Here is a 13,193-nt window from a genome sequence, read left to right as displayed (position 1 = left end):
TGCTGGTCTGGTCGGTCACGAGTCCTCCGGGGAGCGGGGCACGCCGCGCGTCTGCGGCCTGCTGTCGTCAACGTCGTCGGCGGGCGGGCATTCCCGGACGGCGCCGCCGCCGAGGTCGGGCCAGCCCGCCTTGGGCGACCGGTCGTCGTCGGCGCGCAGGCGGGCCTTCCAGCAGAGGGGCCGGCCGCCGTCCCGGCCCGGGTGCATGCCCGGGCCGACGCCGGCGTAGCGGAAGCCCGCCTTGCGGGCCACCGCGGCGGAGGCGTCGTTGCCGACGTAGCCCTCCCAGTGCAGCTGGTCGACGCCGCCCTCGCCGAGCGCCCAGTCGGCGACGAGACGGAGCGCCTCGGTCATCAGGCCCCGGCCCCGGGCGGCCGGCACCGTCCAGAAGCCGACGTCCCGGGTGCCGAGCCGCACGCTCACGATGCCGAGCAGCAGCGACGAGCCGGGACCGCGCAGGCCCCAGGTCGCCTCACGACCGGTCGACCAGCCGTGGCGCACGATCCGGTCGAGGAAGAACCGGGCGTCGGAGCGGTCGTAGGGCGTCGGCACGGTCGTGAACCGCTGCAGCACCGGGTCCTGGCACGCGTCGACGATCGCCTCGACGTCGGCCGGGCCCGGCACCTCGAGCCGGAGGACCGGCGACTCGAGCACGAAGGGCTGCACGGTCAGGCCCTGCGGACGAACCCGATGCGGTCGTACACCGTGTCGAGCGTGGCCTGCGCGATGGCGTCGGCCCGCTCGGCGTTGCCCGCGAGCACCCGGTCGAGCTCGGCCGGGTCGTCGAGCAGCTCGAGGGTGCGGGCCCGGATCGGCGTGAAGGTCTCGACGACCACCTCGGCCACGTCTTTCTTCAGGTCGCCGTAGCCGCGCCCCGCGTACTGCTCTTCGAGGGTCGCGACGGCGGTGCCCGAGAAGGCCGACAGGATCGTCAGGAGGTTCGACACGCCCGCCTTGGCGCCGCGGTCGAAGCGGATCTCGCGCTCGGTGTCGGTGACGGCCGACTTGATCTTCTTCGCGGTGCGCGACGGCTCGTCGAGCATCCAGACGATGCCGGAGTCGGTCGCCGCGGACTTGCTCATCTTCGACTCGGGCGTCTGCAGGTCGTAGATGCGCGCGGTCTCCTTGAGGATGGCCGCCTCGGGCACGACGAAGGTGGCGCCGTAGCGCGAGTTGAACCGGCCGGCCAGGTCGCGGGTCAGCTCGACGTGCTGGCGCTGGTCGTCGCCGACCGGCACGGACTCGGCCTGGTAGAGCAGGATGTCCGCGGCCATCAGGGTCGGGTAGGCGAAGAGCCCCAGCGTCGCCGCGTCGGCCCCCTGCTTCGCCGACTTGTCCTTGAACTGGGTCATGCGGCTGGCCTCGCCGAAGCCGGTGAGGGTGTTGAGCACCCAGGCCAGCTGCGCGTGGGCCGGCACGTGCGACTGGATGAACAGCGTCGAGCGCTCGGGGTCGATGCCCGCGGCGATGTACTGGGCGGCGGTACGGCGCGTCTGCTCGCGCAGCGTGGCCGGGTCCTGCGGCACGGTGATGGCGTGCATGTCGACGACGCAGAACAGGGCGTCGTGGCTCGTCTGGAGCTCGCGCCACTGCAGCAGCGCCCCGACGTAGTTGCCCACGTGCAGGGAGTCGGACGTGGGCTGCATGCCGGAGAAGAGCCGGGGGCGCTCGGCGGCGGTCGTGGGGGCGGAGGCGGCGGGGGTGGTGCTGGTCATGGTGTCCTCAGGAGGGAAGGGGCAGGTCAGATGTCGTAGTCGACGACGACGGGGGCGTGGTCGGACCATCGCTTGTCGTAGGAGGCGGCACGGTCGACGACGAGGCCGGAGGCCCGCTCGGCGAGGGCCGGGGTGGCCGCGTGGTAGTCGATGCGCCACCCGGTGTCGTTGTCGAAGGCCTGGCCGCGCCAGGACCACCACGTGTACGGCCCCTCGACCTCGCCCGCCAGACGCCGACCGACGTCGACCCAGCCGAGCCCGGGGCCCGTGCTGCCGTCGGCGCCCTCGACCGGCTCGCCGGCGGGCCCGAAGAAGCGGTCGAAGTAGGCCCGTTCGCGGGGCAGGAAGCCGGCGCGCTTGACGTTGCCCTTCCAGTTCTTGATGTCGAGCTCGCGGTGCCCGACGTTGAGGTCGCCCGTGACGACGGCGAGCTCGGAGTGCGCGGCGATCTCGGGCAGGCGCTCGGTCATCGCGTCGAGGAACCGCCATTTCTCGTCTTGCTTCTCGGTGCCGACCTCGCCGGAGTGCACGTAGGTGCTGACGACGGTGACGATCGTGCCGTCGACGTCGTAGTCGGCCTCGATCCAGCGGCCGGCGCTGTCGAAGTCGTCGGGGCCGAGCTCGACCCGGTGGATCTGCGCGGCGCCCCGCGACGCGATCGCCACCCCCGCGCGGCCCTTGGCCGTGGCCGGGTGGTGCAGCACGTTCCACTCGGGGCCGAGCAGCCCCTCGAGGTCGTCGGTCGAGGCCCGCACCTCTTGCAGGGTGAGGACGTCGACGTCGCGGTCGGCGAGCCAGTCGCCCATGCCCTTGCGGTACGCGGCGCGGATGCCGTTGACGTTGACCGAGGCGAGACGGAGACGAGAACCCATGCCAGAGAGACTAGCGGCGGCGACCGACGCCCGAGCCGTCCTCGTCGGCCTCCCCGGCGCCGTGCCCGGCGCGGTCGCCGCGACCGCGCAGCGCCCGCGGCATGCGCGACGCCAGGCCGCGCAGCCGCTCGGCCGCACGCGTCCTGCGGGTGGCGGCCCGCGCCTCCTCGGCTCGTCGCGCCTCCTCGAGCAGCCGCAGCCGCTCCGCCTCGGCGTGCGGGTCGGCGAGCACGCCGATGTCGTCCATGCCGACGGCGATCCACCCGGCCGCGAGCAGCAGCACCTGGCAGAGCAGGTTGATGACGAGCAGGAGCCCGACGATCGCCGCGAACGACGCCAGCAGGGGGTTCGACCCCGCGGCGCGCAGCAGGGTGCCGCCGACGAAGGTGATGAGCACGAAGCCCGCGCCGCCGATCGCCGACCCCGCGAGGAGGCGCCGGGTCGGGATGTGCAGGCCCGCCAGCACCCGGAACAGCACGGCGAGCACCGCGGTGTCGAACGCGAAGACGAGCACGAGCCCGACGAGCCGCAGCAGGGCCGCCGACGCGTCGGAGTCGGTCGACAGCCCCACGAGCCGGAGGCCCCAGGTCACCGCCGTCGTGCTCAGCAGCGAGATCGACGCGGAGACGAGCACCGTCGCCCCGAAGGCGAGCGCGAGCACCAGGTCGCGCACCACGAGGAGGAGGAGCGGCGTCGCGGGCTGGGGTGCGCGGAACACGGTGCGCACCGAGTCGCGCATGCTGCCGAAGAGGCGGATCGACGAGAAGACCAGGCCGACGAGGGCCACTGTGCCCGTCCAGCCGAAGACGGAGGCGTTCGCCAGGGCGCCGGGCTCGACGACGCCCGCGCCGGTCTCGTCGGCGATGACGCCCGGGACGGCCGACTGGATGAACGCGATGAGCTCGTCGCGCACCACCTCGTTGCCGGCGACGACGAAGCCGGCGACGCTGAAGCCCACCCACAGGGCGGAGAAGAGGGCGAACAGCGCCTGGTAGGTGAGGCCCGCCGCGAGCAGCGGGCCCTTCTGCACGACGTGCCGCCCGAGCACCCGGACGGGCCGCCACGACGCCACGCGTGAGCCGAGCGCCGCGGCCCGGGCGGCCCGGGGCGGGGCCTCGGACCGCGGGGCGGGGGACCGAGGGACGGCGGGGCCGCCGGGCTCGGCGTCGTCGGGTCGGCGGCGCATGGACCCAGGGTACGGGCGTGCGGGGGGCGAGCGCCGCCGCTCGCGTACGATGGCGTCGACCCCGCGGCGCCGCCGATCAGCGCGCCCGCCGCAGACACCGCGAGCACGAAGAGGTACACAGTGGCACTACAGGGCGTTGGCGTCGGACGTGGAGTGGCCGTCGGCCCGGTCCTGAGGATGCCCGAGCCTCTTCCCGAGCCCGGCACCGAGGGGCGCACCGCCGACGCGGCCGCCGAGTCGGCCGCCGTGGCGCAGGCGCTCGCCGCCGTGGCCGCCGACCTGACGGCGCGCGGCGAGAAGGCGGGCGGCGAGGCGAAGGACGTCCTCGACGCCCAGGCCCTCATGGCCCAGGACCCGACGCTCGTCGACGACGTCGACCAGCGCATCGCCGACGGCGCCACGGGCGAGCGGGCGGTCTTCGACGCCTTCGCCGCGTTCCAGGAGCTGCTGGTCGGCATGGGCGGCTACATGGCCGAGCGCGCCACCGACCTCGGCGACGTCGCCCAGCGCGTCATCGCCTCGCTGCGCGGCGTCCCCGCGCCCGGAGTCCCCGAGAGCGACACGCCCTTCGTGCTCGTCGCCCCCGACCTCGCCCCCGCCGACACCGCGCTGCTCGACCTCGAGAAGGTGCTCGCCCTCGTCACCCGCGACGGCGGCCCGACCTCGCACACCGCGATCCTCGCCCGGTCGAAGTCGATCCCCGCCATCGTGGGCGTCACCGGCGCGCTCGACCTCGCCGACGGCACCGTCGTCGTGGCCGACGCCGCGACCGGCGTCGTCACCGTCGACCCCTCGGCCGACGAGGTCGCCGACGCCGAGAAGCGCATCGCCGACCGCGCCGCCGCGGCCGCGGCCCCGCTGACCGACGGCGCGCTCGCCGACGGCCACGCGGTGCCCCTGCTCGCGAACCTCGGCTCGCCTGACGAGGCGGCGGGCGCCGTCGCGCTCGGTGCCGAGGGCGTGGGCCTGTTCCGCACCGAGTTCCTGTTCCTCGGCAACAGCTCGGCGCCCACGGTCGAGAGCCAGACCGCCAGCTACACGGCCCTGCTCGAGGCGTTCCCCGGCCGCAAGGTCGTCGTGCGCGCGCTCGACGCCGGTGCCGACAAGCCCCTCAGCTTCCTCAACGACGCCCACGAGGAGAACCCGGCCCTGGGCCTGCGCGGCCTCCGCGCCCTCCGCGTCAAGGAGCAGATCCTCCGCGACCAGCTGACCGCCCTCGCCGCCGCCCAGGCCGCGACGACCGCCGACCTCTGGGTCATGGCGCCCATGGTCAGCGACGCCGAGGAGACCGAGTACTTCGTCGCACTCGGCCGCGAGCTCGGGCTCAAGACCGTCGGCGTCATGGCCGAGGTGCCGTCGCTCGCCGTCCTCGCCGACCAGATCTTCTCGTCGGCCGACTTCGTCAGCGTCGGCACGAACGACCTGACGCAGTACACGCTCGCCGCCGACCGCATGCTCGGGTCGGTCGCCAGCTACCAGGATCCCTGGCACCCCGCGGTGCTGCGCCTGGTGAAGGCGCTCGGCGACGCCGGCGCCGCGGCCGGCAAGCCCGTCGGCATCTGCGGCGAGGCCGCGGCCGACCCGCTGCTCGCCGTCGTGCTCGTCGGCCTCGGCGCGACCACCTTGTCGATGACGCCGGCGGCCCTCGCCGACGTCCGCCTCGAGCTCGGCCAGCACACGCTCGAGCAGGCGCGCGCCCTCGCGACCGCCGCGATCGCCGCGACCACCGCCTCCGGCGCCCGCGAGGCGGCCGAGGCCGTCGCCGCCGGCTGAGGGCCCGGGCCGGGCGCCCGGCACCAGCACCCTCCAGGTCGTCCGGCTGACGTCGGCCGAGCGCTGGCTTACCACCCACCTCGTCCTCCATGGGCCAGGATGGACAGGTCGGACGCGCCCGGAGCCGGGCCTCGGCACAGGGGAGGGTCATGGACGTCGCCGTCGTCGAGGCGAAGCAGGAGGAGGCGGCGCTCGCCGTGTTCCGTGCCGTGTCGCGGTCCGCTCGTGGCCCGTGGGTGCGAGTCCGCGTGTTCTGGTCCGAGATCGCCGGCACCAGCCAGACGTTCCTCGAGATCTGGGACGCCGAGGGCACAATGTCGAGCATCCGCGTGCCGCGCGAGGTCGACGCGCTGATGAGGGAGCTCCGCCGTGAGACGGAGCGACCGGGTGAGGGCGCCTGGTTCAGCGTCTTCCTCACCGTGACGGCAGACGGGCGCTCGACGTTTGAGTACAACTGGGACCGCCGACCGTCGTGGTCCCCCACCGGTGACCCTCTCGACGGTCACCGCGACGACGTGCACCCCGACGGCTGGCCCGGCGACGCCGCCCTGGTCGCCGACCTCGAGCGGCACCCTCGACGCCCCGAGGCGCTCCCTGCCTGGTACCCGGTCGCGCTCCCGGCGGTCGAGCCGCGGCCGGTCGTCGCCGAGCCCGAGCGGGCCGCCGGCCCTCTGCCCCCACCGGCCTCCGTGGCCGACATCGCGGCCCTGCCTGGGTGGGAGGGCGTCTGGGAGAGCGTGGTGTCGCATCTCGACCGGGCGCTCCGTCCCGAGACGGCCCGACTCCTCGCGTCGGAGTCCGCGCGCGAGCGCGCGCGGATGCCCGAGACCGACGACGTCGTCGGAGCCGCCTGGTCGGCCGTCTGGGGCGAGCGGGTCCTGTCGCACGACGCCGGAGGAGTCCTCGGGCTCTGGGAGCCGTGGGCCCGAGCCACGGGGCGTGACCCGTCACTCGGCGCAGCGGTCGATCCTCGGTCCGACGTCCGCGCCCACCTCGTCCCGGGGTCGCCGCTCGACCTCGTGCTCCAGGACCTCGGCGACGTCGTCGACACCTTGGTCGAGGCCGCCCTCGACGCGAGGCTCGCCGCTGTCGACCGGCCGGCCGACGAGCCCGACCCGGTCGGCGGCGACGCGGACGTCGACGTCCGCGATCTCGTCGTGGCCCTCGCGGAGCGCGGCCGCCTCCGCGTCGTCGAGCAGCCGGGGGCGGAGCTGGCGGTCGGCGGCGGCGACACGGGGTTCCAGGTCACCGCGTCCGGCGCGACGTTCGACGTCGCGAGCACGGAGCGGGGCCGAACGCGCGTCCGGGCCACGGCCGGCACGCTCGACCTCGCTCTGCGCCTGCTGCTCTGGGAGCTGCGCGTCCCCGTCCGCGCCGTCCTCGGCCTCGAGCGGATCGCCGTGGGCGACGACCTCGGCTCGGTCCCCGCCGGTGTCCACGTCGAGCAGGGCGCCCGTGCGGTCACGGTGTCGTGGCGCTCGGACGCCGGCGACGAGCGGGTCTCGTTCCCCGGCTCGGACGCTCGTCGCGCTGCCGTGGGCGCCGCGCACGTGCTCAGGCTCGGTGCGGACGACATCGTCGCCCTCGTGCTGGACCCCGACGCGCCCCGCAGGGTGGGCGGCGTGCCGCCGGCCGCGGGCTCGCCTGCGCGTGGGGGACAGCCCGAGCGGCAGGAGCCGGGGGCGACGAGCCCGTGGGTGCCCGCGACCGATGCCCCGCCCACCTCCGCCGGGGGAACGATCGTCGCCCCCGTGCCCCTGGTCCGGCTGGGGCCCGGCGAGCAGTGGCCGGGCATCGTGGTCGCCGGCCTCGGGCGGCGCATCGCGGCGCTCGCGATCGACGTCGTCCTCTCGGTGGCGGTGCTCTACGGCACCCTCTTCGCCGCCGTCCTCGTCGTGCCCGACCCCGCCGTCGAGGCCTGGGCCGTGCCGACGGCGTTCTTCTCGGCGGAGCTCGCGTGGCTCGTCGGCCTGGGCGTGGCCGTCGGCCTGCTCGGGCGCACGCCGGGCAAGCTGCTGCTCGGTCTCCGCGTCGTGCACGACTCCGACCCGCGTCGCACGGTGGGCGTCGGCAGGGCGCTCCTGCGTGGGCTCGTCGTGTTCCCGCTCGGGCTGGCGTGGATCTGGCTGCTGCTCCTGCTGATCTCCGCGACGTCCCTCGACCCCTCAGGCCGGCGGAGGGGCTGGCACGACCGGGCGGCACGCAGCCAGGTGGTCGACGTCCGCCGGGGGTCCGACCCGGTGGCCGACCCCTCCTGGCGGCCGCCCGTCGACCGCCCGGTCCTCGTCCGCCTGGCCTGAGACCGGCAGGCCGGCCGAGCGCGATCGCACCGCCCGCGCCTCGCCGCAGCGCGCCCGAGCCGACGGGTCAGTCGGCGACGACCGCCTGCACGTGCTCGGCGACGACCACGTCGACGACGCTCGCGACGGCCGCCTCGACGACCGGGACGACCTCGGGGTGGGCGACCCGCGCCTCCTCGAGGCCCAGGTCGGTGTCGACGGACCCGACCGCGTCGACCGCGGGGAGCACGCCGGCGTCGACGGCCTCGGCGTGCAGACGCAGCAGCGTCCCGACGCGGTGGGGCGCGATCACGTCGAGCACGACCGCGTCGCGGACGCGGCGCTCGAGCTGGGTGAGCGTGAGCTCGGGGGCGTCGGGCTCGTCGGTCGGCGCCCCGGCGGGGGAGGAGGAGACGGGGGACGTGGCCGTCTGCCGTGCCACGCTCGTGAGCACCCCCGACCAGCCCCACCGACCGTCGAGCCCCGCCAGCGAGGAGGGGAGCGCGGCGGGCGGCACCGCACCGGCGGGGGATGCGGCGTCGGCGGCAGGCCCCGCGGTCGCCGGGTCCGCGGACCCGGCCGGGGCCGGGCCGGCGGCGGGCAACCAGTCGGGCCGGTACTTCTCCGTACGCGGGAACCGCGCCAGGTCGGCCGCGTAGTCCGCGTCGCTCGGCACGACCTCGTCGCCCGTCGCCTCGAAGGGCGACGCCGGGTCGTCGAACACTCGGCGGTCGCCGTTGAAGCGCGCCGTGAACGAGCCCGCCGCGGTGAGCGTGAGCACGAGCGAGAACCAGGTGCCGCGCTCGGGGTCGGCCATGACCTCCCTCAGCTCGGCCGCGAGGTCGTCGACGTCGGGCGTCGGGAGGTCGGGCTTCGCGCTGCCGACGGCGTCGAGGGCGTCGACCCAGGCGCGGCGGACGCCGGCGACCTGGAGCACGAAGAGGGTGGCCTCCGCCCAGTCGACGTCGGCCAGCGACCCGGCGACGCGGGCGGCGATCTGGTCCTGGAGGTGCTGCTGTCGGGCGACGTCCACGTCGGGGCCTCTCGGTCGTGGTCGGGGATCGGGAGCGGTGCCGGCGTCGCGGGCCACGCGGACGGCATCGACAGACTATGCGTCCGGCCGGTCTCCCGCCCTGTTCCGCACGAGGAGGCGGCGATCCGGTCGACGCGCAGGGCCGGGGGAGCAGACTGGTCGACGTGGGCACCCCTATCCGACACCCGTTGATCGACGACGTGACCTCCCACGTCGTCAGGGTCGACAGCCGGGCCCGCGTCGTCAGGCTGAGCGCACCGCTCGCCGACCTCCTCGGCCGTGGTCGCAGCCGACGCCGGATCGTGCTCGTGACGGGCGAGGCGTCGCGCCTGACGGTCGGCGCCCGCGCCGCGCTCGTCGGCGCCGGTGCCGCCTGGGCCGTCCACGACGACCACGGCGGCCTCCGTGACGGGCTGACCGGCTCGCCCTGGGCCGACCTCGACTCCGCGGGCACGTCGGCCGAGCCCGACGTCGGCGACCAGGCCGCCGAGGCCGGCCGCGCCGCCGTCGTGCAGGAGGCGGTGGGCACCGCCGCGCAGCTCTCCGTCGACCTCACCGTCCTGCACCGTGCCAGCCACGACACGAGCCTCGGCGGCGCCGTCGAGCTTCTCGCCGAGGCCGTCGCGGCCTCGCAGCCGGACCGCTGGGGCGAGACCGAGCCGCTCCGTCGACCGTGGGACCGCTGGGTGCTCACGCAGCACGCGCGGCACGCGGCCCCCGAGCTGGTGCGGATCGTCGTCGAGGGGCCTCATCTCTCCGGCACGGTGACCGCGCGCGTGACCGAGCACGGCATCGAGGAGACGACCGCGCTGACCCTCTCCGTCCCCACCGAGGGCGAGGGCGAGGTCGACGGGCGCGACGGGGACGCCGTGGACGCGGCCGTCTCGAGGCTCGCCGCCGCCCTCTCGGACATCGCCCGCACCTCCTTGCCGACCTTCGCCCTCGTCGTGGCCCGGCGCGGCGAGCCCGACCGCAGCGTCCGGGCCGTCACCTACCCGCAGCCGAACCCCGTCCTCCTGCTGATCGGGGCGCCGTCCGTCGCGCGCCTCGGCATCGAGGCGACGTCGATCCCCGTGCCCCGCGGCGTCTCGGTCGTGGGTCGGCCGCGCCTCCCCGCCCTGGTCGTCCCCCTGGGCGACGCGTCGACCTCCGGGTGGGAGGCCCTGCACGACACGCTCGAGGCCGTCGGCCCCGACCGCGTGGCCGACATGGTCTCGGGCGGCCCGCCCGAGTCGTGGCACGACGACCTCGACGACCCCGACAGCCCCGAGGAGGCGCGCCCCGGTGCCCCGTGACATCACGATCCTGAGTCCCCACGGCGTCGACGCCCTCGACCTCGCCACCGCCGCCCGGACGGTCGACGAGTCGCTCGGCGTGCGCGAGATCGACGGCGGGGCGGCGTTCCAGGTCTTCGGCGGCTCGGGCGAGGCGGTGCTCACCGTGTTCGGCTCCGAGCAGGTCACGGTCGCGGGCGAGATCGAGCGCCTGCTGCCCGACCCGCCGGCCCTCGGTCTGCCGGTCTGGTGGGTCGACGCCGTCGCCCCGCACGGCGCCGAGGGCGAGCAGGGCGTCTCCGTGGCCCTGCACCTGGCACTCGGCCTCGACGCCGTCTGCATCGTCGAGGACGACTGAGGCGCCTCCTCTGCTCTTCCCGGCCTGGACGCCGACGGGCCCGGCCTCACCGAGGTGGAGCCGGGCCCGTCCGCGTCGCGGGGGTCGCGTCAGGCGCTGCCGCGCAGCACGGCGTTCTTGACCTCGGCGATGGCCTTGGTCACCTGGATGCCGCGAGGGCACGCCTCGGTGCAGTTGAAGGTCGTGCGGCAACGCCACACGCCCTCCTTGTCGTTGAGGATGTCGAGACGCACCTGGGCGCCCTCGTCACGCGAGTCGAAGATGAAGCGGTGCGCGTTGACGATCGCGGCGGGGCCGAAGTACTGGCCGTCGGTCCAGAACACGGGGCAGCTCGACGTGCACGCCGCGCAGAGGATGCACTTCGTGGTGTCGTCGAAGCGCTCGCGCTGCGTGGCGCTCTGCAGGCGCTCCTTCTCGGGCTTGGACGAGGCCATGAGGAACGGCTGGATCTCGCGGTACGACTGGAAGAACGGCTCCATGTCGACGACGAGGTCCTTCTCGAGCGGCAGGCCCTTGATGGCCTCGACGTAGATGGGCTGCGAGAGGTCGAGGTCCTTGATGAGGGTCTTGCAGGCAAGGCGGTTGCGGCCGTTGATGCGCATGGCGTCCGAGCCGCAGACGCCGTGGGCGCACGAGCGACGGAACGTGAGCGAGCCGTCCTGTTCCCACTTGATCTGGTGCAGCGCGTCGAGCACGCGGTCGGTGGGCAGCACCTGCACGTCGAAGTCCTGCCAGCGCGGCTCGTCGTCCACCTCGGGGTCGAAGCGCCGGATGATCAGGGTGGCGGTGAAGGTCGGCACGGCCGAGGCCGCGGTCGGCGTCTCCTGGGTCAGGACAGCGGTGCTCATGGTCAGTACTTCCGTTCCATCGGCGTGTAGTTCGTGATCACGACGGGCTTGGTGTCGAGTCGGATGTGGTCCCCGGCGAGCGAGGAGTGCGCGTCGCCCGTGAGGTAGGCCATCGTGTGGACCAGCCAGTTCTCGTCGTCGCGGGTCGGGTAGTCCTCGCGGAAGTGGCCGCCGCGGCTCTCCTGGCGCGAGCGCGCCGAGTAGACGACGACCTCGGCGAGGTCGAGCAGGAACCCGAGCTCGATCGCCTCGAGCAGGTCGGTGTTGAAGCGCTTGCCCTTGTCCTGCACCGAGATGTTCTTGAACCGCTCGCGCAGGTCGGCGATGACGTGGGTGACCTCGTCGAGCGTCTCCTCCGTGCGGAAGACCTGCGCGTTGCGGTCCATGCTGTCCTGCAGCTCCTTGCGCAGGGTCGCGATGCGCTCGGTGCCGGTCGCGTTGCGGACGTCGGCGACGAGGCCGCGCACGAAGCCGGCCGGGTCGTCGGGCAGCGGCACGAACTCGGCCGTGCGGGCGAACTCGACGGCGTTGTTGCCGGCGCGCTTGCCGAACACGTTGATGTCGAGCAGCGAGTTGGTGCCGAGGCGGTTCGACCCGTGCACGCTGACACAGGCGCACTCGCCGGCGGCGTAGAGGCCCGGCACGACGGTCGTGTTGTCGCTCAGCACCTCGGCGTGGACGTTGGTGGGGATGCCGCCCATGGCGTAGTGGGCCGTCGGCAGCACGGGCACCGGCTCGGTGTACGGCTCGACGCCCAGGTAGGTGCGCGCGAACTCGGTGATGTCGGGCAGCTTGGCGTCGATCACGGCCGGGTCGAGGTGCGTGATGTCGAGGTAGACGTACTCCTTGTGCGGGCCGCCGCCGCGCCCCTCGCGGATCTCGGTCGCCATGCAGCGCGCGACGATGTCGCGCGGCGCCAGGTCCTTGATGGTGGGGGCGTAGCGCTCCATGAAGCGCTCGCCCTCGCTGTTGCGCAGGATCGCGCCCTCGCCGCGGGCCGCCTCCGAGAGCAGGATGCCCAGGCCGGCGAGCCCGGTCGGGTGGAACTGGAAGAACTCCATGTCCTCGAGCGGGAGGCCCTTGCGCCAGATGATGCCGACGCCGTCGCCCGTCAGGGTGTGGGCGTTCGAGGTGGTCTTGTAGATCTTGCCGAAGCCGCCGGTCGCGAAGACCACGGCCTTGCCCTGGAACACGTGCAGCTCGCCCGTCGACAGCTCGAGCGCGACGACGCCGGCCGGGCGACGGACGCCGTCGACCTCGCCCATGATCAGGTCGAGCACGTAGAACTCGTTGAAGAACTCGATGCCGTGCTTGACGCAGTTCTGGTACAGCGTCTGCAGGATCATGTGGCCCGTTCGGTCGGCGGCGTAGCAGGCGCGACGGACGGGGTTCTTGCCGTGCTCGGCGGTGTGGCCGCCGAACCGGCGCTGGTCGATCTTGCCCTCGGGCGTGCGGTTGAACGGCAGGCCCATGTTCTCGAGGTCGAGGACGGCGTCGATCGCCTCCTTCGCCAGGATCTCGGCGGCGTCCTGGTCGACCAGGTAGTCGCCTCCCTTGACCGTGTCGAAGGTGTGCCACTCCCAGTTGTCGTCCTCGACGTTGGCGAGCGCGGCCGCCATGCCGCCCTGGGCGGCGCCCGTGTGCGAGCGCGTCGGGTAGAGCTTCGAGATGACGGCCGTGCGGGCGTTCGGGCCCGCCTCGATCGCGGCGCGCATGCCGGCGCCCCCGGCCCCGACGATGACGACGTCGTGCTGGTGGTAGTGGACGCCGTCGACGACGGTGTCCTGGTCGGACGGGGCAGGTGCGGAGGGAGTGGTCACGGTTCTCTCAGTGGGACGGTGGTGCGGGCGGCGGA

Annotated in this window: 11 protein-coding genes; 4 read left to right on the top strand and 7 right to left on the bottom strand. The window is 74.3% G+C overall.

Features of this window, described 5'->3' with window-relative positions; translation table 11 throughout:
- Positions 1 to 15: 15 nt before the first annotated feature.
- The 4 genes from FHR78_RS03785 to FHR78_RS03770 are packed head-to-tail and all read right to left on the bottom strand — an operon-like array spanning position 16 to position 3,773.
- Positions 16 to 666, bottom strand: a complete 651-nt coding sequence (locus FHR78_RS03785; protein ID WP_166759149.1) for a GNAT family N-acetyltransferase — start codon at positions 664 to 666, stop codon at positions 16 to 18.
- 2 nt (positions 667 to 668) lie between these two features.
- Positions 669 to 1,715 carry a tryptophan--tRNA ligase gene (trpS, locus tag FHR78_RS03780; protein ID WP_208392748.1) on the bottom strand — a complete coding sequence of 349 codons (1,047 nt, stop codon included), beginning with the start codon at positions 1,713 to 1,715 and terminating at the stop codon, positions 669 to 671.
- A gap of 26 nt (positions 1,716 to 1,741) precedes the next feature.
- The gene (locus FHR78_RS03775) at positions 1,742 to 2,587 is read right to left on the bottom strand and encodes an exodeoxyribonuclease III (RefSeq protein WP_166759147.1); all 846 of its coding nucleotides are present in this window, start codon (positions 2,585 to 2,587) and stop codon (positions 1,742 to 1,744) included.
- A 10-nt stretch (positions 2,588 to 2,597) separates the two neighbouring features.
- Positions 2,598 to 3,773: a YihY/virulence factor BrkB family protein gene (locus FHR78_RS03770; protein ID WP_166759146.1), complete on the bottom strand. Its 1,176-nt coding sequence runs from the start codon at positions 3,771 to 3,773 to the stop codon at positions 2,598 to 2,600.
- A 120-nt stretch (positions 3,774 to 3,893) separates the two neighbouring features.
- Here FHR78_RS03770 and ptsP point away from each other — a divergent pair, with 120 nt between their 5' ends.
- Entirely contained in the window at positions 3,894 to 5,546 is a 1,653-nt protein-coding gene (ptsP, locus tag FHR78_RS03765; protein WP_166759145.1) for a phosphoenolpyruvate--protein phosphotransferase, read from the top strand.
- A gap of 149 nt (positions 5,547 to 5,695) precedes the next feature.
- Complete coding sequence (locus tag FHR78_RS03760; protein ID WP_166759144.1) at positions 5,696 to 7,846, top strand: RDD family protein; 2,151 nt, start codon at positions 5,696 to 5,698, stop codon at positions 7,844 to 7,846.
- Between the two features lie 67 nt (positions 7,847 to 7,913).
- Here the strand turns inward: FHR78_RS03760 and FHR78_RS03755 are convergent, their stop codons facing one another.
- Positions 7,914 to 8,858 carry a hypothetical protein gene (locus FHR78_RS03755; protein ID WP_166759143.1) on the bottom strand — a complete coding sequence of 315 codons (945 nt, stop codon included), beginning with the start codon at positions 8,856 to 8,858 and terminating at the stop codon, positions 7,914 to 7,916.
- 77 nt (positions 8,859 to 8,935) lie between these two features.
- Between FHR78_RS03755 and FHR78_RS03750 the strand changes: the two genes are divergently transcribed.
- Positions 8,936 to 10,153 (top strand): DUF6177 family protein, encoded by a 1,218-nt coding sequence (locus FHR78_RS03750; protein WP_243862003.1) that lies wholly within the window; start codon positions 8,936 to 8,938, stop codon positions 10,151 to 10,153.
- On the top strand, positions 10,143 to 10,490 hold the full coding sequence (locus tag FHR78_RS03745; RefSeq protein ID WP_166759141.1) for a hypothetical protein: 348 nt from the start codon (positions 10,143 to 10,145) through the stop codon (positions 10,488 to 10,490). Before FHR78_RS03750 ends, FHR78_RS03745 begins: the two co-directional genes overlap by 11 nt.
- Positions 10,491 to 10,579: 89 nt before the next feature.
- Here FHR78_RS03745 and FHR78_RS03740 read toward each other — a convergent pair whose 3' ends face one another.
- A complete protein-coding gene (locus tag FHR78_RS03740; RefSeq protein WP_166759140.1) occupies positions 10,580 to 11,338 on the bottom strand; it encodes a succinate dehydrogenase iron-sulfur subunit in 759 nt (252 codons plus the stop codon).
- 2 nt (positions 11,339 to 11,340) lie between these two features.
- Positions 11,341 to 13,158: a succinate dehydrogenase flavoprotein subunit gene (sdhA, locus tag FHR78_RS03735; RefSeq protein WP_166759139.1), complete on the bottom strand. Its 1,818-nt coding sequence runs from the start codon at positions 13,156 to 13,158 to the stop codon at positions 11,341 to 11,343.
- Between the last annotated feature and the right edge of the window lie 35 nt (positions 13,159 to 13,193).

The sequence above is a fragment of the Frigoribacterium faeni genome (genome assembly GCF_011761235.1).
Taxonomy (GTDB): Bacteria; Actinomycetota; Actinomycetes; order Actinomycetales; family Microbacteriaceae; genus Frigoribacterium; species Frigoribacterium faeni_A.
Note: the sequence above shows the minus strand (reverse complement) of the source record. Positions and strands in the feature narration are given on the sequence as shown.

What these genes read in the sequence shown, in the direction of transcription:
- FHR78_RS03750 (WP_243862003.1), top strand. Translation starts at nt 8,936, where the DNA reads ATGCGTCCGGCCGGTCTCCCGCCCTGTTCCGCACGAGGAGGCGGCGAT.
- FHR78_RS03770 (WP_166759146.1), bottom strand. Translation starts at nt 3,773, where the DNA reads ATGCGCCGCCGACCCGACGACGCCGAGCCCGGCGGCCCCGCCGTCCCT.
- FHR78_RS03740 (WP_166759140.1), bottom strand. Translation starts at nt 11,338, where the DNA reads ATGAGCACCGCTGTCCTGACCCAGGAGACGCCGACCGCGGCCTCGGCC.
- trpS (WP_208392748.1), bottom strand. Translation starts at nt 1,715, where the DNA reads ATGACCAGCACCACCCCCGCCGCCTCCGCCCCCACGACCGCCGCCGAG.
- FHR78_RS03775 (WP_166759147.1), bottom strand. Translation starts at nt 2,587, where the DNA reads ATGGGTTCTCGTCTCCGTCTCGCCTCGGTCAACGTCAACGGCATCCGC.
- FHR78_RS03760 (WP_166759144.1), top strand. Translation starts at nt 5,696, where the DNA reads ATGGACGTCGCCGTCGTCGAGGCGAAGCAGGAGGAGGCGGCGCTCGCC.